This window comes from Pseudomonas sp. TH32 (genome assembly GCF_016650855.1).
Lineage (GTDB): Bacteria > Pseudomonadota > Gammaproteobacteria > Pseudomonadales > Pseudomonadaceae > Aquipseudomonas.
On sequence record NZ_JAEKFA010000002.1, the window covers coordinates 749,016 to 771,263 of the forward strand.

The 22,248-nt window shown below is 55.5% G+C and carries 24 protein-coding genes and 4 tRNA genes; 13 read left to right on the forward strand and 15 right to left on the reverse strand.

Annotated elements, in window-relative coordinates; all coding sequences use genetic code 11:
- Nucleotides 1–61: 61 nt before the first annotated feature.
- The 7 genes from JFV30_RS07185 to JFV30_RS07215 all read left to right on the forward strand — a co-directional run bounded on the left by JFV30_RS07185 (nucleotide 62) and on the right by JFV30_RS07215 (nucleotide 4,717).
- Nucleotides 62–619 carry a CvpA family protein gene (locus tag JFV30_RS07185; RefSeq protein ID WP_003212681.1) on the forward strand — a complete coding sequence of 186 codons (558 nt, stop codon included), beginning with the start codon at nucleotides 62–64 and terminating at the stop codon, nucleotides 617–619.
- 41 nt (nucleotides 620–660) lie between these two features.
- Nucleotides 661–2,166, forward strand: coding sequence for an amidophosphoribosyltransferase (gene purF, locus JFV30_RS07190; RefSeq protein ID WP_201122727.1), 1,506 nt, complete (start codon nucleotides 661–663; stop codon nucleotides 2,164–2,166).
- 66 nt (nucleotides 2,167–2,232) lie between these two features.
- Complete coding sequence (locus tag JFV30_RS07195; protein ID WP_169387647.1) at nucleotides 2,233–3,444, forward strand: O-succinylhomoserine sulfhydrylase; 1,212 nt, start codon at nucleotides 2,233–2,235, stop codon at nucleotides 3,442–3,444.
- A gap of 11 nt (nucleotides 3,445–3,455) precedes the next feature.
- On the forward strand, nucleotides 3,456–4,220 hold the full coding sequence (locus JFV30_RS07200) for an SDR family oxidoreductase (RefSeq protein ID WP_201122729.1): 765 nt from the start codon (nucleotides 3,456–3,458) through the stop codon (nucleotides 4,218–4,220).
- A 107-nt stretch (nucleotides 4,221–4,327) separates the two neighbouring features.
- Nucleotides 4,328–4,403 (forward strand) — tRNA-Val (locus tag JFV30_RS07205).
- Between the two features lie 55 nt (nucleotides 4,404–4,458).
- Nucleotides 4,459–4,535, forward strand: a tRNA-Asp gene (locus tag JFV30_RS07210).
- Between the two features lie 105 nt (nucleotides 4,536–4,640).
- Nucleotides 4,641–4,717 (forward strand) — tRNA-Asp (locus JFV30_RS07215).
- Nucleotides 4,718–4,882: 165 nt separating this feature from the next.
- On the opposite strand, the gene JFV30_RS07220 is transcribed toward JFV30_RS07215, so the two are convergent.
- Nucleotides 4,883–6,166: an NAD(P)/FAD-dependent oxidoreductase gene (locus tag JFV30_RS07220; RefSeq protein ID WP_010175729.1), complete on the reverse strand. Its 1,284-nt coding sequence runs from the start codon at nucleotides 6,164–6,166 to the stop codon at nucleotides 4,883–4,885.
- Between the two features lie 184 nt (nucleotides 6,167–6,350).
- Here JFV30_RS07220 and JFV30_RS07225 point away from each other — a divergent pair.
- Nucleotides 6,351–6,427: transfer RNA gene (locus JFV30_RS07225), tRNA-Val, on the forward strand.
- A gap of 243 nt (nucleotides 6,428–6,670) precedes the next feature.
- Nucleotides 6,671–7,099: a hypothetical protein gene (locus JFV30_RS07230; RefSeq protein ID WP_102606516.1), complete on the forward strand. Its 429-nt coding sequence runs from the start codon at nucleotides 6,671–6,673 to the stop codon at nucleotides 7,097–7,099.
- A 247-nt stretch (nucleotides 7,100–7,346) separates the two neighbouring features.
- Here the strand turns inward: JFV30_RS07230 and JFV30_RS07235 are convergent, their stop codons facing one another.
- Nucleotides 7,347–8,102, reverse strand: a complete 756-nt coding sequence (locus JFV30_RS07235) for a hypothetical protein (protein WP_201122731.1) — start codon at nucleotides 8,100–8,102, stop codon at nucleotides 7,347–7,349.
- Between the two features lie 112 nt (nucleotides 8,103–8,214).
- Between JFV30_RS07235 and JFV30_RS07240 the strand changes: the two genes are divergently transcribed.
- On the forward strand, nucleotides 8,215–8,583 hold the full coding sequence (locus tag JFV30_RS07240; protein WP_177035791.1) for a Rap1a/Tai family immunity protein: 369 nt from the start codon (nucleotides 8,215–8,217) through the stop codon (nucleotides 8,581–8,583).
- 348 nt (nucleotides 8,584–8,931) lie between these two features.
- On the opposite strand, the gene JFV30_RS07245 is transcribed toward JFV30_RS07240, so the two are convergent.
- From JFV30_RS07245 to JFV30_RS07255, 3 genes are all read right to left on the reverse strand, one after another.
- Nucleotides 8,932–9,486: a tyrosine-type recombinase/integrase gene (locus tag JFV30_RS07245; RefSeq protein ID WP_201122733.1), complete on the reverse strand. Its 555-nt coding sequence runs from the start codon at nucleotides 9,484–9,486 to the stop codon at nucleotides 8,932–8,934.
- A gap of 154 nt (nucleotides 9,487–9,640) precedes the next feature.
- The gene (locus JFV30_RS07250) at nucleotides 9,641–9,775 is read right to left on the reverse strand and encodes a multidrug transporter (protein WP_201122735.1); all 135 of its coding nucleotides are present in this window, start codon (nucleotides 9,773–9,775) and stop codon (nucleotides 9,641–9,643) included.
- A 98-nt stretch (nucleotides 9,776–9,873) separates the two neighbouring features.
- Nucleotides 9,874–10,080 carry a hypothetical protein gene (locus tag JFV30_RS07255; RefSeq protein ID WP_201122736.1) on the reverse strand — a complete coding sequence of 69 codons (207 nt, stop codon included), beginning with the start codon at nucleotides 10,078–10,080 and terminating at the stop codon, nucleotides 9,874–9,876.
- Nucleotides 10,081–10,442: 362 nt separating this feature from the next.
- Between JFV30_RS07255 and JFV30_RS07260 the strand changes: the two genes are divergently transcribed.
- On the forward strand, nucleotides 10,443–11,306 hold the full coding sequence (locus JFV30_RS07260; RefSeq protein ID WP_177035794.1) for an AbiJ-NTD4 domain-containing protein: 864 nt from the start codon (nucleotides 10,443–10,445) through the stop codon (nucleotides 11,304–11,306).
- Between the two features lie 2 nt (nucleotides 11,307–11,308).
- On the opposite strand, the gene JFV30_RS07265 is transcribed toward JFV30_RS07260, so the two are convergent.
- The 8 genes from JFV30_RS07265 to JFV30_RS07300 form a co-directional block, all read right to left on the reverse strand.
- Complete coding sequence (locus JFV30_RS07265) at nucleotides 11,309–11,938, reverse strand: DUF6945 domain-containing protein (protein WP_201122738.1); 630 nt, start codon at nucleotides 11,936–11,938, stop codon at nucleotides 11,309–11,311.
- 20 nt (nucleotides 11,939–11,958) lie between these two features.
- Complete coding sequence (locus JFV30_RS07270) at nucleotides 11,959–12,126, reverse strand: hypothetical protein (protein ID WP_201122740.1); 168 nt, start codon at nucleotides 12,124–12,126, stop codon at nucleotides 11,959–11,961.
- A gap of 644 nt (nucleotides 12,127–12,770) precedes the next feature.
- Nucleotides 12,771–12,986: a hypothetical protein gene (locus JFV30_RS07275; protein ID WP_102606029.1), complete on the reverse strand. Its 216-nt coding sequence runs from the start codon at nucleotides 12,984–12,986 to the stop codon at nucleotides 12,771–12,773.
- Nucleotides 12,987–13,046: 60 nt separating this feature from the next.
- Nucleotides 13,047–15,299 (reverse strand): hypothetical protein, encoded by a 2,253-nt coding sequence (locus JFV30_RS07280; protein WP_201122742.1) that lies wholly within the window; start codon nucleotides 15,297–15,299, stop codon nucleotides 13,047–13,049.
- Nucleotides 15,296–15,679 carry a hypothetical protein gene (locus tag JFV30_RS07285; RefSeq protein WP_201122743.1) on the reverse strand — a complete coding sequence of 128 codons (384 nt, stop codon included), beginning with the start codon at nucleotides 15,677–15,679 and terminating at the stop codon, nucleotides 15,296–15,298. The genes JFV30_RS07280 and JFV30_RS07285 overlap by 4 nt, the downstream gene beginning before the upstream one ends.
- Nucleotides 15,680–15,950: 271 nt before the next feature.
- Nucleotides 15,951–16,490 carry a hypothetical protein gene (locus tag JFV30_RS07290; RefSeq protein WP_201122746.1) on the reverse strand — a complete coding sequence of 180 codons (540 nt, stop codon included), beginning with the start codon at nucleotides 16,488–16,490 and terminating at the stop codon, nucleotides 15,951–15,953.
- Nucleotides 16,487–16,771, reverse strand: coding sequence for a hypothetical protein (locus JFV30_RS07295; protein WP_201122748.1), 285 nt, complete (start codon nucleotides 16,769–16,771; stop codon nucleotides 16,487–16,489). Before JFV30_RS07295 ends, JFV30_RS07290 begins: the two co-directional genes overlap by 4 nt.
- Nucleotides 16,772–17,228: 457 nt before the next feature.
- Nucleotides 17,229–18,185 (reverse strand): tyrosine-type recombinase/integrase, encoded by a 957-nt coding sequence (locus tag JFV30_RS07300; protein WP_201122750.1) that lies wholly within the window; start codon nucleotides 18,183–18,185, stop codon nucleotides 17,229–17,231.
- Between the two features lie 333 nt (nucleotides 18,186–18,518).
- On the opposite strand from JFV30_RS07300, the gene JFV30_RS07305 reads away from it, so the two are divergent.
- Nucleotides 18,519–18,980 (forward strand): anti-virulence regulator CigR family protein, encoded by a 462-nt coding sequence (locus tag JFV30_RS07305; RefSeq protein WP_201126140.1) that lies wholly within the window; start codon nucleotides 18,519–18,521, stop codon nucleotides 18,978–18,980.
- Nucleotides 18,981–19,393: 413 nt separating this feature from the next.
- Here the strand turns inward: JFV30_RS07305 and JFV30_RS07310 are convergent, their stop codons facing one another.
- On the reverse strand, nucleotides 19,394–20,566 hold the full coding sequence (locus tag JFV30_RS07310; protein WP_201126141.1) for an alpha/beta fold hydrolase: 1,173 nt from the start codon (nucleotides 20,564–20,566) through the stop codon (nucleotides 19,394–19,396).
- A 175-nt stretch (nucleotides 20,567–20,741) separates the two neighbouring features.
- The gene (locus JFV30_RS07315) at nucleotides 20,742–21,077 is read right to left on the reverse strand and encodes an ArsR/SmtB family transcription factor (RefSeq protein WP_201126142.1); all 336 of its coding nucleotides are present in this window, start codon (nucleotides 21,075–21,077) and stop codon (nucleotides 20,742–20,744) included.
- A 58-nt stretch (nucleotides 21,078–21,135) separates the two neighbouring features.
- On the opposite strand from JFV30_RS07315, the gene JFV30_RS07320 reads away from it, so the two are divergent.
- Complete coding sequence (locus JFV30_RS07320) at nucleotides 21,136–22,227, forward strand: NADH:flavin oxidoreductase/NADH oxidase (protein ID WP_010175698.1); 1,092 nt, start codon at nucleotides 21,136–21,138, stop codon at nucleotides 22,225–22,227.
- Nucleotides 22,228–22,248 lie beyond the last annotated feature (21 nt).

The window sequence follows — 22,248 nt, forward strand, 5'->3', positions numbered from 1 at the left end:
GCTTACCGATAGCCCGGCGCTCTGCTAAAATGCGCCGCCTTATCCGTCTGTAGGCTGAACTGTGCCATTTACCTGGGTTGACTGGGCGATCGTTGCAATCGTCGCCATCTCCGCTTTGATCAGTCTAAGCCGCGGCTTCGTTAAAGAAGCTCTGTCGTTGCTGACATGGATCATCGCAGGGGTTGTAGCCTGGATGTTCGGCGGTTCATTGTCGGTCTACCTGGCCGGATACATCGAGACACCTTCGGCTCGCGTCATCGCGGGCTGCGCCATCATGTTCATCGCCACGTTGTTGGTGGGGGCAATGGTCAATTATCTTATCGGCGAATTGATACGCGTCACCGGCCTCTCCGGGACCGATCGATTTCTCGGCATGGCCTTCGGCGCCGCACGTGGCGGCTTGCTGGTGGTTGTGGCGGTCGGGCTGTTGAGCCTGGGGCCGGTACAGCAGGATTCGTGGTGGCAGGAGTCTGTACTCGTGCCAAAATTTCTATTGGTTGCAGATTGGTCCAAAAACCTCATTTTGGGGTGGAGCAGTCAGTGGCTGGCCAGCGGGATCAGCGTACCCGCTGATCTTCCGTTCAAGGAACACCTCTTGCCGGCCAAAACGCCTCAGTAAGTTGTGTTCAGTCAAGATTCATTAAGTAGGGGTTGCGTCGCATGTGTGGCATCGTCGGTATCGTCGGTAAGTCGAACGTGAATCAGGCGCTGTATGACGCGCTAACCGTCCTCCAGCACCGCGGCCAGGATGCTGCCGGTATTGTGACCAGCCACGACGGCCGGTTATTCCTGCGCAAGGACAATGGTCTGGTGCGTGACGTGTTCCATCAGCGCCACATGCAGCGCCTGGTCGGGCACATGGGCATTGGCCACGTACGCTACCCGACAGCGGGCAGCTCGACGTCGGCCGAAGCCCAGCCGTTTTACGTCAACTCGCCGTATGGCATCACCCTGGCGCACAACGGCAACCTGACCAACGTTGAACAGCTGGCCAAGGAGATTTACGAATCTGACCTGCGCCACGTCAACACCAACTCGGACTCCGAAGTACTGCTGAACGTGTTCGCCCACGAGCTGGCCCAGCGCGGCAAGCTGCAGCCGACCGAAGAAGACGTGTTCGCCGCCGTGACCGACGTGCACAACCGTTGCGTCGGTGGTTACGCCGTCGTCGCAATGGTGACCGGCTACGGTATCGTTGGTTTCCGCGACCCCCACGGCATCCGCCCGATCGTGTTCGGCCAGCGTCACACCGACGAAGGCGTCGAGTACATGATCGCCTCCGAAAGCGTGTCCCTGGACGTGCTGGGCTTCACCCTGATCCGCGACCTGGCACCGGGCGAAGCGGTCTACATCACTGAAGACGGCAAGCTGCACACCCGTCAGTGCGCACTGAACCCGAAACTGACCCCGTGCATTTTCGAACACGTGTACCTGGCGCGTCCGGATTCGATCATCGACGGTGTTTCGGTGTACAAGGCGCGCCTGCGCATGGGCGAGAAGCTGGCCGACAAGATCCTGCGCGAGCGTCCTGACCACGACATCGACGTAGTGATCCCGATCCCGGACACCAGCCGCACCGCAGCGCTGGAGCTGGCGAACCACCTGGGCGTGAAATTCCGCGAAGGCTTCGTCAAGAACCGTTACATCGGCCGTACCTTCATCATGCCGGGCCAGGCGGCGCGCAAGAAGTCGGTACGCCAGAAGCTCAATGCGATCGAGCTGGAGTTCCGCGGCAAGAACGTGATGCTGGTGGATGACTCCATCGTGCGTGGCACCACTTGCAAGCAGATCATCCAGATGGCCCGCGAAGCCGGGGCGAAGAACGTTTACTTCTGCTCCGCCGCGCCTGCCGTGCGTTACCCGAACGTGTACGGCATCGACATGCCGAGCGCTCACGAGCTGATCGCCCACAACCGTTCGACCCAGGACGTTGCAGACCTGATCGGCGCCGACTGGCTGATCTACCAGAACCTGCCGGACCTGATCGAAGCGGTTGGCGGTGGCAAGATCAAGATCGAGGAGTTCGATTGCGCGGTGTTCGACGGCAAGTACGTCACTGGCGATGTCGACGAGGCCTACCTGAACAAGATCGAGCAGGCGCGTAACGATTCCTCGAAGATCAAGACCCAGGCGGTCAGCGCGATCATCGACCTGTACAACAACTGAGTAGACACCGGCCCTGAGGGGCCGGTTTTGCATCTTTGATAAAGCATTCGAGTTGAGGAGTAGAGCATGAGTCAGGAATGGGATGCCGGTCGCCTGGATAGCGACCTCGATGGCGTAGCTTTCGATACCCTGGCTGTGCGCGCCGGCCAGCACCGCACCCCGGAAGGTGAGCACGGTGATCCGATGTTCTTTACCTCCAGCTATGTGTTCCGCACTGCGGCCGACGCCGCTGCGCGTTTTGCCGGTGAAGTGCCGGGCAACGTTTATTCGCGCTACACCAACCCGACCGTGCGCGCATTCGAAGAGCGTATCGCCGCGCTGGAAGGCGCCGAGCAGGCGGTCGCCACTGCCACGGGCATGGCCGCGATTCTCGCGGTGGTCATGAGCCTGTGCAGCGCCGGCGATCATGTGCTGGTGTCGCGCAGCGTGTTTGGCTCGACCATCAGCCTGTTCGAAAAGTACTTCAAGCGTTTTGGCATTGAAGTCGACTACGTGCCGCTGGCAGACCTGTCCGGCTGGGACGCGGCCATCAAGGCCAACACCAGATTGCTGTTCGTCGAGTCGCCGTCCAACCCGTTGGCCGAGCTGGTAGACATTGCCGCATTGTCCGAAGTGGCTCATGCCAAGGGCGCGATGCTGATCGTCGACAACTGCTTCTGCACGCCGGCACTGCAGCAGCCGCTGAAGCTGGGCGCGGACATCGTTGTGCACTCGGCCACCAAGTTCATCGACGGCCAGGGCCGTTGCATGGGCGGTGTGGTTGCCGGGCGCAGCGAGCAGATGAAGGAAGTGGTGGGCTTCTTGCGCACCGCTGGCCCGACCCTGAGCCCGTTCAACGCCTGGATCTTCCTTAAAGGCCTGGAGACCCTGAGCCTGCGGATGAAGGCGCATTGTGCCAACGCCCAGGCGCTGGCCGAGTGGCTGGAGCAGCAGGACGGTATCGAAAAGGTTCACTACGCCGGCCTCAAGAGCCACCCGCAACACGAGTTGGCCCAGCGCCAACAGCGTGGTTTCGGCGCCGTGGTGAGTTTCGAGGTCAAGGGTGGTAAAGAGGGCGCCTGGCGCTTTATCGATGCAACCCGCCTGATCTCCATTACCGCCAACCTGGGTGACAGCAAGACCACCATCACTCACCCAAGCACCACTTCCCACGGCCGCCTGGCGCCGCAGGAGCGTGAAGCGGCCGGTATTCGTGACAGCCTGATCCGCATTGCGGTGGGCCTGGAAGACGTTGCTGACTTGCAGGCCGATCTGGCCCGTGGGTTGGCTGCCCTGTGATCGAGTGGTCCATGGAGGCGGCAACCGCCATTAACGGACGGGTCGCGCTGGTGACTGGCGCGGCGCGGGGCATCGGCCTGGGGATTGCCGCCTGGTTGATCAGCGAAGGCTGGCAGGTGGTGCTCACGGACCTCGACCGTGAGCGCGGTTCCAAGGTGTCCAAGGTGCTGGGCGACAACGCCTGGTTTATTACCATGGACGTGGCCGATGAGCGGCAGGTTGCCCAGGGCGTGGCCGAGGTGCTCGGCCAGTTCGGACGCCTGGACGCACTGGTTTGCAATGCGGCAGTGGCCGATCCACGCAATATCACGCTGGAAAGCCTCGACCTGGCTTACTGGAATCGCGTGCTGGCGGTAAACCTCAGTGGGCCGATGTTGCTGGCCAAGCACTGTGCGCCGTATCTGCGGGCCCACGGTGGCGCCATCGTTAACCTGGCCTCGACCCGGGCCCGTCAGTCGGAGCCGGACACCGAGGCCTACGCGGCGAGCAAGGGCGGTTTGTTGGCCCTGACCCATGCGCTGGCCATGAGCCTTGGGCCGGAAGTACGGGTCAATGCCGTGAGCCCGGGCTGGATCGATGCCCGTGACCCGGCTGCACGGCGTGCCGAGCCACTCACGGATGCGGATCACGCCCAGCACCCGGCAGGCAGGGTAGGCACTGTGGAAGACGTGGCGGCGATGGTGGCGTGGTTGCTGTCGCGCAATGCGGGGTTTGTGACCGGGCAGGAGTTCGTCGTTGACGGTGGCATGAGCAAGAAGATGATTTACAGCGAGTAGGGCGCGTGACGGTCCTGAAGCAATTTTGTCTTTTTCAGAAAAACTTCAAGCGGGCTATTGACTTAGGTCTGCTATCTGCGTAAATTTCGCGGCCTCAACGAAGCAAAGGGTGATTAGCTCAGCTGGGAGAGCATCTGCCTTACAAGCAGAGGGTCGGCGGTTCGATCCCGTCATCACCCACCACTTCTTGAGAGTTTTGCCTTCGGGCAAGACGCAACGTTAAAGGTTGCACCGACGCGCAGCGGTAGTTCAGTCGGTTAGAATACCGGCCTGTCACGCCGGGGGTCGCGGGTTCGAGTCCCGTCCGCTGCGCCATATTTTCCAGGTCTGATGTTTCAGATTTGAGATTGAACAGCCAAGGCTGCTCAGTCAGATGTTTGAAGGCGGTTGAAGGTGACACTTCAACAGTCTGAGCGATACGCAGCGGTAGTTCAGTCGGTTAGAATACCGGCCTGTCACGCCGGGGGTCGCGGGTTCGAGTCCCGTCCGCTGCGCCATATCTGTTCCAGGGCCCACTGAACGCCCTGAGACGCCAAAACAAGCCGTTGGCTTGGTTGGATCGATAGCAAAGACCCTGGTCGAAAGACCGGGGTTTTTTGTGTCTGCGATTTGGCTCGGTACCTGATGGACAGGGGCCGGCAAGCCAGCCCCGTGATCCGGGATCAGAACCCCAGCTTGTCCCGCAGCCCGTAGTACCAGGCGCCCAGCGCCGCAAACGGCGTGCGCAACAGTTGCCCACCCGGAAACGGGTAGTGCGGCAGGCCGGCAAACGCATCAAAACGCTCTGCCTGGCCTCTCAGGGCTTCCGCCAGGACCTTGCCCGCCAAGTGGGTGTACGTCACGCCATGGCCGCTACAGCCCTGAGAGTAATAGATGTTATCTCCCAGACGGCCAACCTGTGGCAGGCGCGACAGGGTCAGCAGGAAATTGCCGGTCCAGGCGTAATCGATTTTCACGTCCTTGAGCTGCGGGAACGCCTTTAGCATCTTCGGCCGGATGATCGCTTCAATGTTCGCCGGGTCGCGCGCGCCATACACCACGCCACCGCCGAAGATCAGGCGCTTGTCGCTGGTCAGGCGGTAGTAATCCAGCAAATAGTTGCAGTCCTCGACGCAGTAGTCCTGCGGCAGCAGTGTCTTCGCCAGCTCATCGCCCAGTGGCGCGGTGGTAATCACCTGCGTACCGCACGGCATCGACTTGGCTGCCAGCTCGGGTACCAGGTTCCCGAGGTAGGCATTGCCCGCGACAATAATGAACTTGGCCCTGACCTTGCCGTGTGCCGTATGCACCACCGGATTGGCGCCGCGCTCAATGCGAGTCGCCGCCGACTGCTCATAAATCGTGCCGCCGAGGGATTCCACCGCCGCCGCTTCGCCCAGCGCCAGGTTCAGCGGGTGAATGTGCCCGCCGCTCATGTCCAGCAGGCCGCCCACATAGTTGTCACAGGCGACCACTTCACGAATGCGCCGCTCGTCCAGCAACTCCAGCTGGGTGTGGCCGTAGCGCTCCCACAGGCGCTTCTGCGACTCCAGATGGCCCATGTGCTTGCCGTTCAGCGCGGCGAACACACCGCCGTCCTTCAGGTCACACTGGATCTGATACTTGGCCACTCGTTCCCGAATGATTCTGCCGCCTTCAAACGCCATGTCGCCCAACAATTGCGCCTGCTTGGGGCCGACACTGCGCTCGATCACATCGATGTCACGGCTATAGCTGTTGACGATCTGCCCGCCGTTACGGCCCGACGCGCCAAAACCCACCTTGGCGGCTTCCAGTACCGTCACGCGAAAACCGTTCTCCAACAGGAACAGCGCGCTGGAAAGCCCGGTATAACCGGCGCCGATCACACACACATCGGTTTCGACTTCACCTTGCAGCTCCGGGCGAGCAGGTACCGCATTCGCAGACGCGGCGTAATACGACTGGGGGTAGGGGGTGTTCGCCATCCTGGAACCTCTGTTTTATATTTTTTACGAGTGCGTCGATCCTACCTGAGTTGAAAATCCGCTGCCAGCCACCGGAAAAATACGGCTGTGCTGCCCACAAATAAAAAATTCGCATATTCATAGGCTTAGCTGCAAAAAAGGTGTTGACACCCCTCGGGAATTCCGTAGAATGCCGCCTCACAGCAGGCACGTAGCTCAGTTGGTTAGAGCACCACCTTGACATGGTGGGGGTCGTTGGTTCGAGTCCAATCGCGCCTACCAAACAAAATCCGCTCTGCTGGGCGGTCTAGAAGGGCTCACCGAAAGGTGGGCCCTTTTTTGTTGTCTGGAATTCCTACAAAACGTTCACAAAATATCGGGTTCGTTCACACTGGGCAATGTGAACGCCGTTGATCGGTCGTCTTGGAGTACGGCGAAGCGCTTGAATTCAGGTGGGGGGGGTGTTAGCAAAACGGTCCGACGTAGATGCGGTAAGCTTGATCATCGCTCACAAGGATGTATCGCATGAAGCCACCCTCTGATCTCAAGATTCTCAACGTTATCTACAAGCTGTACTACGAAGAGTTTAAGAACTTCGCGCAGGAGTCCGACGTTCAAAATGGGCGGGTGAGTAAAATCCATGTTCCCATCGACTGCAAGATGATTGCTAGGGAGCTGGGCGTGGATAGTGACATCGTTTTTGGAAGGCTCTACTACCACTTGGAGCAGAAGTACGGCTACAAAAGAGATGATGATGATGATGATAAGGTCGCATTCTTCTCGTTGGGTGTTGGTCCTGACAGGCACTGCGTGAACTTCCCGCTTCTTGCGTCTGTGTTGGCAGGGCTGCAAGAGGAAAGCAGTAAATTCAAATGGGCGACCGTCCTATCCTTCATAGCCGTCCTGATTTCAATCGTAGTGCCATTGGCTACCGCATTGCTAGGCAAGTCGTGAGTGAGCTATCGCGGAATGTACCTCGACCCATACCCATGATCCACAAAACGAGCCGTTGGCTTTTGATTCTGGTCTATTGGATTGGCATGAATGATAGCGAAGCGCTATCATTGGTATCATTCTCGACGGAACGTCGAAGAGATATCAACTTGAAAGCTCATGCTTTCCGGTAGGGCTCCAGCAATGGACCACTACGTGCCTATGTATATTACAACGCTATATCGGCACTTGTATGACCCCAGTTAAATCAATGGGTTACGCCAGCACACGATTGGGCAAGGTGGGGCAGAGTAGTGGTAAAGAAATTCATGTCGCACCACTTCCACAGGGCAAAGCCGGTACTGACGCCACCAAGCACGAGCGGCATAACGTGGTCGGTGAACCAAGGAGTAACGAAGGCCCCCCTGACGACGGTAAAAGCTTTCACTGGCCATGTGAAACACGGGCCTAGGGTGTGGATGTGCGTGAAAGACGTGACATCCTTCGTCCATGAATCGGTACTCCGAAACTTGTAATCAGCTAGCAAATGAACTGCTACCTGATACCTAGCTGGGTTGAAGCGCGACTTCAACGCCTCCTTTGCACCCGACGCAATATTATTCCAGCGCGAAGGGAATTGGCCAACTTGAGTCTTGATGCTCATCACCTCGACCTCCACGGGAGATAGTCCTCTAGACCCAACATGCTGCAAGAGTGCTCGTTGCAAACCCTTACGCCCCACCATCTTCGCAAGATTCTGCAAAGAATGTGCGTAGAGCCTCCGCATCTCTGAATCAAAGTTCAGACCGTCGCCCGGTAAGTGCTGATAGAACCGGAACCAGAAATAGACATTGAGGGCTGCGAGCACCAGCCAGACACTTTCGGTGCGCTGGTGAAGCTTGATCTCGTTGCCCATTAGCTTGAACTGGGTCAGGTCGGCACCGAAATACCAAAGCGCCAACACCAGCGCCGAATACGTGAGCAGGAAGCCACGTGCCTTCTTGAAATCGCCTTCATCATCCATCGTAAAGCACCACGTCCCATTGAATGGGAGGATGCTAGCAGGTCCACATGCATGATGGCATCGGGCTATGTCAATCGGTAGTATCGTCAGACCACACATACGGGAAGCAACCATGAAAGCAGGGATAATAGCTGTGGCTGCAATGGTCGGAATGGGCGGCTTGGCTACAGAGGTACGGGCAGACACTGGGAACCAAATGGCAGAAAACTGCCGTGCATTTCTCAAAGAAAAGATACCCAGCGACCGATATTTTAACGCAGGGGTATGCGCAGGATTTGTAAACGGGGTTACAGATACCCTAGTGCTAGCCCGTATCGCTAGTCCTGAAACCATCGCGATCTGTATTCCCCGTGAAGGGTTCACCATGGGGCAGGCAGCGAAGGTTCTCCTCAAGTACTTTGACGATCACCCGGAGTCCCTTCATGAGAATGCGTCGATGCTGGCAATTCAAGCCTATAAAGCGGCGTACCCCTGCAAGTGATCAAGCCACTTGAGTGTATCTGTTGCTGCCTACCGAATAACAGGACCGCCTCGATGGGGGATTGGTTTTCACACGGACAGAAATAATCCAGAGCCCCATTGCCCGCGCCAAAATTTTCGAGGTACACCGAGGGCGATCTAGGTTTGACCGGGGGAAAACCAGACCGCCGCTAGAGGTGCTTAACGAATGGCCCTAACTCACACTCAAGAGCCAAGTAAATTATAAATAACAGTATGGACTGGGTGCCGCTGGGTTCGATTCTGGCAGGCGTTGAGCCGAGTGCTGTTACTTGGTATCAAATGCAACGAAGCCCGCTCAAGGCGGGCACTGGGTGCAGTCTGCGGACCGTTAGAACACGAACTCGTGGTAAGTGGCATCAACCTCGGCTTGGGTGATGCCGATGTACGCCATGGTGACGGCGGGACTGCTGTGGTTCAGCACTTTGCAAATTAGCTCAATGCTTTTGCCGTTGCTGTACATCAGCCAGCCTCGGGTCTTCCTCATCGAGTGGGTGCCAAGCCGAATACTCATTTCCTCGCCTACATCCTTGAACGCATTTGCTACCGAGACACGGCTAACGGCTTTGCCTTTGGCCCGGTTGCTATCCACTTGAAACAGGAACGTATGGCTTGGGTGCGCTTGGCGACGGCGGGCAACGATTGCCTTCGCACCACTGTTCAAATCAATTTGCCGGGATTTGCCTGTCTTGGCTTCCTTGATCACCAGCTTATCGCCTTGCACCTCCACGAAGGTGAGCGTGAGCAAGTCGGAGATACGGAGCGCGGTGTTGATACCGAATTCCCAGATGTCCGCGTACAAGGTGTTGCCCTTGGCGTTCAGGGTGAGTTTCCGAGAAATGGTTTTGGCTTCACCCTCCGTTTTCACCGCTTCGACGATGTTCATCGTAATTAACACTCCACCCGATATTGATTTGATGTGTTAATTAGAGCATGGCATGCAGGGTGACAGCAAGGCTTTTAGGGGCTGGCTAATTTACACAATACCATTCTGTTAATTAGAAGGTGAGCGGGAAGGCAAAGGCCCTCCCGTGTTGAAGCTACTTCTTCTTGCCGCCCGTAGGCTTCTTGGGTGGCGGCTTGTCCTTCTCCTTTACCGTCTCCCTTGGCCTCTTCTCAGCCTCTTCCTTAGTCACGTACTCACCAGTGACCGCATCACGATATCTCGTCGGCATATCAGCTCCTTGGTAGCACGTCGCCACACCAGCGACCATACCGATGCTAGTTCAGGTAATCGGGTTAGCAAGGTTGAAGAAACGAGTTTCAGGTTGGCCTACCTACGTAGCACCCGGATCATGCTGGCAATGCCTTCATTGCTGGTGTCGAGTGTTTCGAGGGCGCCCATAATGTTGCTGTGGGTCTCTATCCCGCCCCGGTCCCGAACCCAGTTGCTCAACTCCTCGATGGCAGCCGCCAGAGCGTTCTGGTTCAGCATGAGCAACTCCAAGGCATCGGCTGTCACTTCGTTCAGGTCATCCATGAGAGGCATCCTCGGTTGTGGTGCCCGAAATCCTAGACCATTGGTGAGCTGGCCGGGACTGGGTGTTGCCGTGTTGCACGAAAACGGTGAATCGGTGCCGGAGTGGCGAATTCTGTGCAAGAAACCGGTTTCGGTAGACCGCACAAGGTCGAACTTAGCCACTCGGCCACCACACCCCACGGAAACACTGGGCTACAGACGTGCTACAAATTATACCCTGCGAGGCATCAGCCACAGCGACCATGGGAATTGGGTAGATTTCAACGGGTTGTTTTGGAGTTATGGCCGAGGTTTCGATGATCGTAGTCAGGCACATAGCCATCAGCTACCATCCGTACCATCGACTACTGGAAGGAAGCTGTATGTCTGAGGATATGAACCACCTAAGTTTTTCACAGCGCATGGGATTGATACCAGTAGTCAAGGTCGCACAAGTTGACAATATTGACACACAATTAAAGAACTCCCTTTGGAATGTGCTAACACTTAAGTGCTTGTCAGGATATTACTCTAGGGAAAGAAGTTTCCCTGACCGACTTCGCACATCAAACTTCAAAGACTTCGCCGAAAAACTTTACAGCGACTTCTACAAAGCTCCCGTAGACACAATCCCCAGTTCATGGTCCACCCTTAAAACAACTATAAAAGAAAGTTACTTTAAGATGAGCTGGCATCGAACCTACAGCTTTATAGAGTTTATCGTGAAATTGGATCACCACGGCACGAAACAAACACTCATCGATGAATTCAACATCGTATTGGCGCGTGAGAACTCAGCATATCGATTTGTCAGTGGGCAGTTGGTACCTATTACATCATCCGAAGAGATAGACGAGATAGAAAGAGCGATAGCTAGCTCGGATCAATATGCAGGTGCCAGAACTCACCTCCAGACATCCCTTGGCTTTCTGACAGACAAACAAAACCCAGACTACCGAAATTCGATTAAAGAAAGCATCAGTGCTGTTGAGTCTCTGGCAAAGAAACTTGTAGGTGATGAAAAGGCTACGCTTGGCCAAGCTCTGAAAATTCTGGAAAAGCACCACAACCTTCACCCAAGCCTAAAGACTGCTTTCTCTGCACTTTACGGATACACCAATGATGCTAGCGGCATTCGTCACTCCTTGATGGATAACGAATCAGCACTTACCCAAGCGGATGCCAGGTTCATGCTTATCTGCTGTTCAGCGTTCATCAACTTCGCCATCGACAGCACGAAGAGTTAACGCTACCAAGGTAATGGGTTGTCACCGGCACTCTCATTTGCAGGCCCCTGCATCAAGACAGGGGCATTATCATCCGACACTTCGTCCAACGTATCCGCGAACAACTGTAGGCGCTTATGCACGACCACAGGAGCTTGTGGCAGTGTATCTGTGTATGCATCGAGTGGTATGTCTTCGAATACGGGAATCAACTCGCCTGTAAGCTCCTGAGGCGCGATTACAGGGGTATCTACCACACTCCTCACGATAGGAGCAGCAACGTCGCCATTCACCCCAGTGGAGCTTGTAGGGGCCTTACCGGTATGCACTTGAAGTGGGGCTAAGATTTCGTACTTATTGGAGCGGATAAACCCTCTTCCCTTCTGGCGCTCAACTTCGATGTAACCATGCTGTGCCAGCTTGGCGATAAAACGCTTCACTGTACTTGGGTCACATCCTGTAGACACTGCAATGTCATCTTGGTTATCAAACCAGTGCTTACCCATGGACTGAAAGAAGTGATAGCGACTCTCCATCCATATCCAAATGATTTTCTGATCACCTGTAAGCTTGAATTGTTCGCCAGTGGTTCTGCTGGTCCAGTGTGTTGCCTTCATGATTTCGTGTGTAAGCTTGCAATATGTCTCGGTCATCGTATCCCTCGTATGTATTTTCAAAGGTTCTTGATATGTTCAAGGAACTTGGATTCTTCCAAGGCTCCTGTTCGATACAGCACTATCATTTCGATCATGTAAGCAACGCGAGCTGCTGCACTTGGACCACCATTGCCGTTACCAGCCTTAAGCCAATCACGACTGTGTTGCCGGAACTGAATGTTCATTTCATTTGTCTCCTTGCACGATGAAAACTCACAGAGGGCAGGATGCCCCATGTGGACTCTATCTAACTTAGCTGTGGTGCGAGCACCGGTGATTGAAGATCCTTGCACGATCAATTCATATGATCGATACGCCCTGAAAGCTCTTCTGCTTTACCGTGCAACAAAACCCAAAGGGTGCTTCTGGCGCTGCATCAGTCTTACTATTTTCTTTCTTAATACTTTCTATCTTACTAATGGGGCAGCATGCCCTCTGTCACAGGGGGCAAATTGACCTATGTACAGGGGGCACGGTGCCCTCTGTGAACTGCTGAGAAGTAGCTAGGTCAAATTCCAGACAGCACGAAACCGACGCCTGACGCTGCACTGGGGCAAGTCGAGATCGTTCGGTGCTGGTTTGCTGAAAGAAGGTGGCGAACATACGCCAAATACCCCAGCTTGTCAATCAACTTTACGCTTACAAGTTGCTGTAAGGAGTTAGGCCACAAGCCCTTGTAGTGCGGTTGCAGCGTTGCTTTCAAGACTAACCACCCAAACAGTAGCCCCACGGCTATCAACGCCTGTGTGACGCCACGCGGGCCTGTGGAGTCTTTGTGAAAGTTCATATGCTGCTTTCATGGCTACGTTTGCATCTGTGAACACTTGGTTCATTGTTCTGTTTCCTTGTTTGGTGGTGGTAGCCGGTAATCCTTGAAGACTTCCAGCAGTACCTGTTCTTCTTGTAGTCCCGCCAGCACGCATTCAAGGATCATCGAAGGGATGGGTGGGAAGGCGTTGATTACTTCTTGGCCGTAAACTTCAACAGCGTAGAGCCTGCTCGCCGCATGTATGTCTTCGGATTGGGCGATGTCGTCGTATTTCATTTTTGTTCTCCGGCTAATTTCATTGGATAGGTGAAAGAGTGAAGCCTGTTGTCAGCAGGCTCATTGTGTCTCCTTAGGAAGGTAGGCCTGGAAAGTCTTTTGAATCTCTTCGCGAACTTGCCCACTTACAGCGGCACCAATAGCCTCTGGGGAGGCATCTGTTTTTGCATTAATGGTTACTTCAACATGCACGGGAGCGTCAATATTGGTGGTGTTGGTAACGGCACCGCCTTTATTGGACTGATCGTTTGCAATCATTTCCCCACGACTACCGGGTGCGGTACGTGCTGCTGTCGCAACCGCTTGAGCGGCAACTTTGGCAACTGCGTTGTTTGGGTCCGACTGGCTCAACAGGTCTTCAAGATGTTTGCCGAAGTCAGGCAATGCACGAGTATTCAGCCCAGACGTATCGAGTGCTGGCAGTCTCGGGTCCAGAGGTGCATGGTCGCTGAACCCAACTTGACCCCAACGCTGGCGGTTGTCATCGGCCACTTTTTGCAAGTCATTGCCAACACCAAGGAGGCGCCACAGCTTTGAAACTGGGTCGCGTGCCTCTTCATCAAGTTGGCCTTGGGCTGTGCGAGAGCCACCGCTCTTTCCGTTAATGGCGAATGGATCAATACCGCTACCCTCGATCAAGAATCCCGCCCCAACTTCCTCTGTCCGCTGTTGCGGAGTCTTCTCGCTGTTGTCGGCATTCTTTCCTGCGAGCAGGTTCAACATGCTGGTCTGAAGTTTTACCAGCACGATGTCAACGTCTCGAAAAGCCGCTTGCAGGCCGGTGGTGCTTTCAATCAGCTGGCGCTCTGCCGTAAGACGATCACCTAGCGCTGCGATCAGTTCGGGGCTTTCATTTACGCCTACGCTCCGCAAGTACTGATCGTTCTCAACACGTACAGCCTGTGCATCCAAGGAGCGCTTGTGACGTTCAAGTAGTTCCGGTGATTGGGCTACGATGTCACGTAGACCCTGTTGAACCATCGCACCGTTCACCTTGCCATCGTGTTGGGCTTCCAGCACGAACCCGGCGAGCTTGTTCACGTCACCTTTGTAACCAAGCGCCTTACCAATTGCTTGGTATAGGATCGTTGTTAGACGTGTGCCAAGGGCGTCGGTCAGAGGGCGTAGATCCTGCCCCATGAATCGGTCTTTCGAGTAACCCTGATTGAGCTGGAGGGCGGCAGAGTATTGCTGCGTCTTGTCCAAGTTACCGATACGGAACACTGCGGCTTGATCCTTCTGCAACTGGATGGCCTCTTCCAGTGTTTTCCCCTGAGCCCGGAAGCCTTGAATCATGTTTGAGTAAGCGACGGCGGATTCGCGGTCGATCTTCATTCCGTACTCTTGGCTGTTGCCGATGTACGCTGCTTTGATTCGTGCTCGCTCCTTGTCGTTGTTGCCAGCGGCCAGCAACGTGTTGTCGAACTGCTGATTGTCGGCGGCTGTTTCTTGGCGCTGTTCGATACGCTTACCGAGATAACCGGCTGCCTCTGTGAGGGCGTACAACGCCGCCCCAGCAGCGCCAAGGCCAACGGTGAGCCCGCCTATCCCGGAACTCTCCGGGCTATCCTGACGGGCCTTCCAAGCCGCAAAACGCTCTTGGGCCATACTGTAACGCCCTGCTGTTTGTTCGCCTCTAACAGCGGCTCTGGCTTCACGGGCAGCGCTGACGAGTTTGGATGCTTGGTGACGCTCAGCGAGCCGAATACCACGTTCACGAGCTGCTACTAGGCTCGCCTCGGCACGCTGCAACTTGGACTGATGCAGCGCAGCCTGTTGCTGCAATTGAACTGTACGTTCTTGGCGACGTTGCAGGATGTCAGCTAGTCGCGCTTCTCGAATCTTTGACTGTTCCGCCGATGCTTGCAACTTCGCCCTTCCAAGATCAACTTTCAATGCCTCTTGTTCGGCCTTGCGTTGTTTGGCTGACAGCACGGCGGCGGTGACTTGTTGTTTCAAGGACGCGCTTTGCAGGAATGCAGCTTCGCGGTTGCCCGCAGAAGTTAACTTCTGCTCAGCAAGTGCCGCTCTGAACTGCGACTGCCGTAAACGGGACAGTTTTCCTTCAGTGGCAATTTGTTTGTCGAGACTCTTTTGAGCAGCTACGTTTGCTAGTGCTGATGCTTCACGCTTGGTTGAGATTCCAAGTTTACGATCAAGCCGCTTGTTCAAGTCATCCGCTGTTTTCATCATTCCCGCCATGCTGGCTTGAACACGTTTAAGCATCTGCTCGAACGCAAGTAGCGGACCTGTCTTCACATCGAAGATCAAACTACCCGTTAGGCGTGCAATCTCTTCATTATGGGCACTCATTGTGAACCCCCACAACCGAATCCGTGAAGGCTCTTACGCTGCTCGAAGTATTCATTGAACGCACGATGAAACGCCGAGTTGTTACGCCCGTAGCTTACATATTCTGAACTTTCAAGGGTGCTGCCCTTATTGTTAATCAAGTATGCCTTGAAAGCATCTTGGACGGCCCGGCTACCAGACAATGCAAAGTAGACCGTTCCATCTGGGAGCCTCGCCCACTGGTAATTGAACTCGATATCGATGGAAATGTAACTACGAAGGTGCTGACCGAGAGCACAAACAAACCCACGAATGTTAACAGAGGGGCTCATTTTGGTGATACTACGATACTGCTGTGGTTCATTTTTCAGAACTTGTTCCGGTGATGCTGGTTTTTCCATTAAACCTCCGTGATATCCGTTAGCACCCAGCTACCAGCAGCAATACCGTTAGTAGCTATGGGCAATGTAAATGAATATGACATGTACTCAGGGTGCTCTCGATTAAACTTCGTGACGGCTGCGAAAATCACACTGTCACTGTAGTCATTTGCCGACATAACTACAGTCATACCCGTGGACTTAGCAACTGCTGTGAGGGCATCTGGGGATTCTTCTAGCCTTGGGTCGTTGGGGGCGTGACGCTGCAATAGCAACTTCGTAAGGCCATCCATTATTTACGCCCTTTCGTGGCAGGCTGGGTCACTTCGTCTACTGGCTGGAAAGTGGCACGAATGTCGCGTTCAACTTTAGCCCGGCGTTCTGTCTCGGCTAGTGCTCGTTCCCGCTCTTCGCGGGCAAGGTCAACACGTAGCTGGGCGTCAATCTGCTGCTGGATGAACTGTTCATTATGGGCTTCGACTTCGGCGTGATACCTAGCGGTTTCGTCTTTGGCAATCTGTTCAAGTGCGGCTTGGATAACTTGGGCAGGCTTATAAAAATAAATATCGAAGCGCTCGTGGTCAATTTGAACAACTGACAACGGGTGAGGCTGAAACCCCTTCTGGATTTGTTCCAAGTACGTTGGCAGGATGTCGAGTGGCGTAGAACACTGGAAGACTACTGTGCCGCCCTCTGTGTGTTTCGCAATTGGGCGACCGCTTACAGGGTCTGTTTCGGCAAAGAAGTCGATGCCTGCTTTCTTGTCCTTATAACCTGCCTGTGCGATTTCGATACGAGCTTTAAGCTCCTTCTGGTCTACTTGTTGGATCATTGCGTCTCTCCTGTTGTGGTTAATTGTTCGTTGTTGTGGATAATTTCAAGCATTGCCGGAGTGAGTGCGTCATGCATCATTTGCTCAAGCATTTCTTGTGTGGTGTTGGGGTTAACATCGCGGAAGACGACTTCAAGTCGCCCAACGACTACTCTTCGTTCGGTGACTTTTCGAATTCGGTGATGTTGGGACTTACAAGCGGCGCTACAATAGACGCCACGACTGTTCCTTGAATCAAATGTTGCACCACAGCGAATGCAATCACGTTTTACTACGGCCATAGGCATGGCTCCTTCTAAACTAGGTGATTTGGGTTGGTGGTATGTTTTAGTTTGAACTGAAACGCACTGAGGAATAGCGCGGACAAAAAGAAGGCGAGAGTTTTAGGTTCTCGCCTAGAGTTCGTAGCCGATGCTTGGTTTCAGTATTTCGAAGTTGTGCCCATTTCGATAGTCAAGGGCGTGACCGATCAGAATCCCCATCCTGATCTACAGTAGTCGGACCAACGCACTGATGAGCGTCTGGACGGTGGATCGCCGGGCCGGGGAAGCGAGCTCTGACGAGACCGCTAGGAGAAATGGGGGTCGAAGAAGGGGGAGAAGTTTTTCTATCTCTGTAACCCATTATAACACTCAACTGTCATTTTGTCAACTGTTGGCACGAATTATGCTTTATGTCGGCCATTCGCCAAGCCTCCACCGGGTAGAAGTGTGGCGAATGGCTTCCCTCGTTGGTCAATCAGTCAATCAAGTGCAACACATCTCTGACATTCAAGTGAGAGTATCGTGCGACGGATCGAGTATCCCTGTGGCCCGAGACGATCATGATCTGTGCGTTGTTGAATCCTTTCTTCGCCACATTGGTGATTCTGGTGTGCCTGAGTTGATGAAGCCTGACGCTGCTATCAAGTCCAGCCTTTACGCGTGCCAGACGCACAGCCTGCGATACGGCGTGGGGAGTGACAGTGAAGATCAAGCCATGTGGGTGGCGCTCCACGGTGGCCCACAGTTGTGCGAGTTCCAGAATCTCAACGGCTCGGTGAGTGAGGGGAACTGACCGTGTACCGTTCTTTCCATCGATCACGTCGGCAATTCGATCCTTGAGGTGCAGGCAGTCTTTGGTCAGCTTCAGGATTTCAGAGCGCCGCATGGCAGTCTCATATGCCAGTTCGACAATGGGTTTCATGATAGGTGACAGCTTCGTCAGTAACCGCTCAAGCTCGCTTGCACTAATCACCTTGTCTGAAGACCGATCAGGCTTGGGGAGTGCGATATCACTGACAGGGTTGTGGATGTCGATCAGTAGCCCGCGTTTGGCGAACCTGTAGAAGCGGGACATGAATGCGAGTTGCGTCCTGCACGTCGACGGCTTCACCTTCTTCAATCGCATGATCTTGAAGTCATTGATCATCTGCGGCGTGATTTCATGAATGGGCTGAGTGAAGTGCCTACCCAGATGCTCAACGATTTTCAGTGCGTGGTCGTAGCTGCCTTTACCTTTGAGCATCGTTTCGCAGTACGTCATGCCCAACGTAAAGATGGTGTGATGCTTGCGGTCCATCGTTACGGCTTCGAGTTGGTTCGCCCATGACTCTGCGTCAGCTTTGGTGCTGAAGGTTTTCGATTGTGTGGCTTTACCTTTGATCCGTACCTGGGCGTTCCAGTTTCCGGAGGGAAGTGAGCGGATGTTGGCCATTTTTGACGCCTCATAATGTGAATGGGCGTTCTGTGGAAACCAAGAGCAGCAAGGCTTGCAGCTTGCTCAAGCAGACCTTGACATGGTGGGGGTCGTTGGTTCGAGTCCAATCGCGCCTACCAAACAAAATCCGCTCTGCTGGGCGGTCTAGAAGGGCTCACCGAAAGGTGGGCCCTTTTTTGTTGCCTGCGATTTGCAAAACTTTTGCAAAACTCCCACCTTTTCAGGTCGGCTTTCACCTTCATGTAAACCACCGCTTCGGAGTTATGCGGAACTAAAATCGGCAATACCGTCTACCTTTCAAGTGGGTATTCCCTTTTGGATAAGACGATGATGTTTAAATCTCGCTCGTTTGTAGCCGCTGTTACCTGCCTTGCTTTGGCCATTGGCTCAGTGGCGGCGCTGGCCGACCCAGGGAATGGGAAGGGTCAAGGCAATGGAAAAGGCAACTCTCAGGGCGGCCAAGGCCATGGCAACCAAGGGAATAAGGGGAAAGGTTCCAGCGCAGATGATTGGGCGCGCGGCCCCAGCATTGACCGGGGCGGTGTACTGGGCGTGGTCGGTGGCTACCGTGACTATTGGCGCCCAGGCCCTTCACTGCCACCCGGAATACAAAAGAACCTGGCCAGAGGAAAACCTCTTCCTCCTGGCATTGCCAAGAAGCTGGATGGTCGCTTGCTCGGCAGACTGCCCCATTACGACGGCTACGAATGGCAACAAGCGGGTACTGATCTCATACTTGTCGCAATCGCTTCCGGCATAATTTACGAAGTCCTCAACGGGGCTTTTGATTGATGTGCTTACGGATCCATGACCTCGTCGCCGGGTCGCGTCTCCACTCACTTAAGCTGATATTCCAAACACTATCGTTTGGGGAAGCGGCCACCGGACTTCACGTTCTGGCATGTCTCTACAAAAAGCCAGGCAACCCTTTCAGGTTCGGTCGGTATTCAAGAGGGCGTACATTTCAAAGTCCCCGGGCCTGCCACGCACCATACGGAACGACCTCAGCGTTCCTTCGTATTGATATCCGCTTTTTTCAGGACGTTGGCCGAGCGAGGGTTCGTAACGAGAACGGTGCCTTGTACCCGGACAAAGCCATATATCACAGGCAAAGAAAAGCCCGCGATGGGGAGCGCGGGCTTGAGGGTTTCACTAGGAGCAGGGAAACCATAGATGTTTATCTGTGAAAGGAATGTGAAAGGGTTTCAGCGCCCAGCGTTGTCACCAGCCAGAGCCAGGTTACCCAGCACCTCATCAATCAGCCCAAGCTGCCAGTTGAAGTACGGATTGAACGTCAACCGCGCGTGCATCTTGCCCGGCTCACGATAACCCCAGTCCGAATACCAGACCTCTGACCCTTGTTCGCAGGCGCGGGTGGCGTCTTCCGTCTGGCCGTTCCAGCAAAACCGTAGGCTGCCCTGTTCGCCGTAGAGCGCGTTGTCGGGTGAGAACAACAACCCCATGTGCGAGAACTGGCTGATCCGCAGTTCCGGCACGTAGTCGGTGCGCGCTTTGACCCGCTGCGTATCCCAGGCGCTCTCCGGCAGTGTTCCGTACCAGGCCAGGCGGCTGTGTGGATGACTGAAGCGCTGTTGGAAGGCCTCCAGCACATAGTTCGTATCGAGCACTGAGTCGTGGGCTGCTACGGCAATGAACACCGGTTTGTCGTAGGGACGACGCTCCAGGTCCTGGCGGGCCACTCGGCTGCTGCGGTAGAACTGGGCGAAGCCATTGGTGGGGACGGTCATGTAGCGCACCAGGCTCTGCTGTGGCCGGCTGGCGTCTGGCGCCAGCAGCCACGGGCGGGCCCAACTGATAAGGGGGGTCAGCCAGTCGTAGGTCATACTGGACTGGAAAGCGGGGGAGAACAGCAGCAGCCCGGCGACGTCGTGGTGTGTGTAGGCGTAGTCGAGGACCAGGTTGGCACCGGTGGAGAAGCCGCCGAGGTAAATCTCGCCCACTTCTGCGCGAAGTATCGCGGCCTGTTCGTCCACCACCCGGCGCCAGTCTTCCATGCGTACTTGCAGCATGTCGGCCGGTTGTGTGCCGTGGCCGGGAAGCAGCACGGTCCTTGCCAGGAAGCCGCGCGCAGCCAGTGCGCTGCCGATATCGTGAAACGACCACGGAGAGTCGCCCAGGCCGTGCACGAGAATGATCCCGCGTTTGGGTGTTCCAGCCGGGCGCCATTCCTGCGGCGCGTTCCAGTTGAGTTCGGCTTCCTTGTCGGTGCCCTGGAAGTCGCGATACTCCCGCAGCCACTGCAAGGTATCGAGGCGATACGACTCGAACGATTTCTGGCCCAAAGGCATGGCCGATTCGGCGATGGCGGTATTGGCAAATAGAAGGGCAATGATCGCGAAGGCGGCGCTTCGCAGCATCGTGCGCATGGAGAAGAAGTGGGTGTTGTTCAAGGCGGGTTCCCGGCGTCGCGTAACCGTAAAGTCAGGCACGATAATCACCGGGCTGCCGCTGCTGGTAGTGCAAAACAGTCGCAAGACATTTCGCCTGTAGCGCTGGCCGGCGCAGGAAAAGGCGCCACCGCAGCCGGCATGCTCACTGCTGGGAAAGAATCGCCTGGACCAGCCCTGGAAACCGGCTGTCCATTACATCAGTGCGCAACGAGTTCATGTGGGTCGTGCCAACACTGCGGGTGTGAACAAGCCCCGCATCCCTTAACACCCGGAAGTGATGGGAGACACTGGATTTCGGCCGTCCGCCGTCCAGCTCGCCGCAGGTGGCCTCGGTGACGCCAGCCAGGCAGCGAACGATTTCCAGTCGAACAGGGTCACTTAACGCGTAGAGCACGCGTTCGAGAATCAGGTCTTCGGCATTGGGGTGTTTGAAGGCTCGCATGAGGCGAATGATAACAGGGCTATCGCTTAACACCATAGTTCGATTAACATCGAACAATCGAAAATTACCCCACCTTCGCTTCAGGAGACTTTTCATGGCTGCATTGTTCGAACCCTACAAGCTGAAAGACGTGACGTTGCGCAACCGGATCGCTATCCCGCCGATGTGCCAGTACCAGGCTGACGACGGCATGGTCAACGACTGGCACCACGTGCATCTCGCCAGTATGGCCCGTGGCGGAGCGGGTCTGCTGGTGGTCGAGGCGACCGCTGTAGCGCCTGAAGGGCGCATCACACCTGGCTGCGCGGGGATCTGGAGCGACGCGCATGCGCAAGCCTTCGTGCCCATGGTCAAAGCCATCAAGGCCGCAGGTTCGGTCCCTGGCATCCAGATTGGTCACGCCGGTCGTAAGGCCAGTTCCAATCGTCCGTGGGAAGGCGATGACCATATCCCGGCTTCCGATGCCCGGTCCTGGCAGACCATTGCACCCTCGGCCATCCCTTTTGGCGCACACCTGCCGAATGTCCCACGCGCCATGACCCTGGAAGATATCGCGCGGGTTCGCCAGGACTTCGTCGATGCTGCTCGTCGTGCCCGTGACGCCGGTTTTGAATGGATCGAATTGCATTTCGCCCACGGTTACCTGGGCCAGAGCTTTTTCTCCGAGCATTCCAACCAACGCACCGATGCCTACGGTGGCAGCTTCGATAACCGTAGCCGCTTCCTGTTGGAAACCCTTGCCGCAGTGCGCGAGGTATGGCCAGAAAACCTGCCACTGACCGCACGGTTTGGCGTGATCGAATATGACGGTCGTGACGAGCAGACCCTGACGGAATCCATCGAGCTTGCCCGTCGTTTCAAGGCCGGTGGCCTGGACTTGCTGAGCGTCAGCGTCGGTTTTTCCACGCCCGATGCCAACATTCCGTGGGGCCCTGCATTTATGGGGCCGATCGCCGAGCGTGTGCGTCGCGAGGCCGGTTTGCCGGTGACTTCTGCCTGGGGCTTTGGTACTCCGCAACTGGCAGAAGGTGCGTTGCAGGCCGGGCAACTCGACTTGGTATCGGTAGGGCGCGCCCATTTGGCCGATCCCCATTGGGCGTACTTTGCGGCCAAGGAACTGGGGGTCGATAAGTCATCCTGGACCTTGCCCGCGCCTTACGCTCACTGGCTGGAACGTTATCGCTAAGTAGCGCCAACAGACGGGCGG

Excerpts from the sequence above, each read along its gene's own strand:
- purF (WP_201122727.1), top strand. The coding sequence starts at position 661 with ATGTGTGGCATCGTCGGTATCGTCGGTAAGTCGAACGTGAATCAGGCG.
- JFV30_RS07195 (WP_169387647.1), top strand. The coding sequence starts at position 2,233 with ATGAGTCAGGAATGGGATGCCGGTCGCCTGGATAGCGACCTCGATGGC.
- JFV30_RS07200 (WP_201122729.1), top strand. The coding sequence starts at position 3,456 with ATGGAGGCGGCAACCGCCATTAACGGACGGGTCGCGCTGGTGACTGGC.
- JFV30_RS07220 (WP_010175729.1), bottom strand. The coding sequence starts at position 6,166 with ATGGCGAACACCCCCTACCCCCAGTCGTATTACGCCGCGTCTGCGAAT.
- JFV30_RS07230 (WP_102606516.1), top strand. The coding sequence starts at position 6,671 with ATGAAGCCACCCTCTGATCTCAAGATTCTCAACGTTATCTACAAGCTG.
- JFV30_RS07235 (WP_201122731.1), bottom strand. The coding sequence starts at position 8,102 with ATGGATGATGAAGGCGATTTCAAGAAGGCACGTGGCTTCCTGCTCACG.
- JFV30_RS07240 (WP_177035791.1), top strand. The coding sequence starts at position 8,215 with ATGAAAGCAGGGATAATAGCTGTGGCTGCAATGGTCGGAATGGGCGGC.
- JFV30_RS07245 (WP_201122733.1), bottom strand. The coding sequence starts at position 9,486 with ATGAACATCGTCGAAGCGGTGAAAACGGAGGGTGAAGCCAAAACCATT.
- JFV30_RS07250 (WP_201122735.1), bottom strand. The coding sequence starts at position 9,775 with ATGCCGACGAGATATCGTGATGCGGTCACTGGTGAGTACGTGACTAAG.
- JFV30_RS07255 (WP_201122736.1), bottom strand. The coding sequence starts at position 10,080 with ATGGATGACCTGAACGAAGTGACAGCCGATGCCTTGGAGTTGCTCATG.
- JFV30_RS07260 (WP_177035794.1), top strand. The coding sequence starts at position 10,443 with ATGTCTGAGGATATGAACCACCTAAGTTTTTCACAGCGCATGGGATTG.
- JFV30_RS07265 (WP_201122738.1), bottom strand. The coding sequence starts at position 11,938 with ATGACCGAGACATATTGCAAGCTTACACACGAAATCATGAAGGCAACA.
- JFV30_RS07270 (WP_201122740.1), bottom strand. The coding sequence starts at position 12,126 with ATGAACATTCAGTTCCGGCAACACAGTCGTGATTGGCTTAAGGCTGGT.
- JFV30_RS07275 (WP_102606029.1), bottom strand. The coding sequence starts at position 12,986 with ATGAAATACGACGACATCGCCCAATCCGAAGACATACATGCGGCGAGC.
- JFV30_RS07280 (WP_201122742.1), bottom strand. The coding sequence starts at position 15,299 with ATGAGTGCCCATAATGAAGAGATTGCACGCCTAACGGGTAGTTTGATC.
- JFV30_RS07285 (WP_201122743.1), bottom strand. The coding sequence starts at position 15,679 with ATGGAAAAACCAGCATCACCGGAACAAGTTCTGAAAAATGAACCACAG.
- JFV30_RS07290 (WP_201122746.1), bottom strand. The coding sequence starts at position 16,490 with ATGATCCAACAAGTAGACCAGAAGGAGCTTAAAGCTCGTATCGAAATC.
- JFV30_RS07295 (WP_201122748.1), bottom strand. The coding sequence starts at position 16,771 with ATGGCCGTAGTAAAACGTGATTGCATTCGCTGTGGTGCAACATTTGAT.
- JFV30_RS07300 (WP_201122750.1), bottom strand. The coding sequence starts at position 18,185 with ATGGCCAACATCCGCTCACTTCCCTCCGGAAACTGGAACGCCCAGGTA.
- JFV30_RS07305 (WP_201126140.1), top strand. The coding sequence starts at position 18,519 with ATGTTTAAATCTCGCTCGTTTGTAGCCGCTGTTACCTGCCTTGCTTTG.
- JFV30_RS07310 (WP_201126141.1), bottom strand. The coding sequence starts at position 20,566 with ATGCTGCGAAGCGCCGCCTTCGCGATCATTGCCCTTCTATTTGCCAAT.
- JFV30_RS07315 (WP_201126142.1), bottom strand. The coding sequence starts at position 21,077 with ATGGTGTTAAGCGATAGCCCTGTTATCATTCGCCTCATGCGAGCCTTC.
- JFV30_RS07320 (WP_010175698.1), top strand. The coding sequence starts at position 21,136 with ATGGCTGCATTGTTCGAACCCTACAAGCTGAAAGACGTGACGTTGCGC.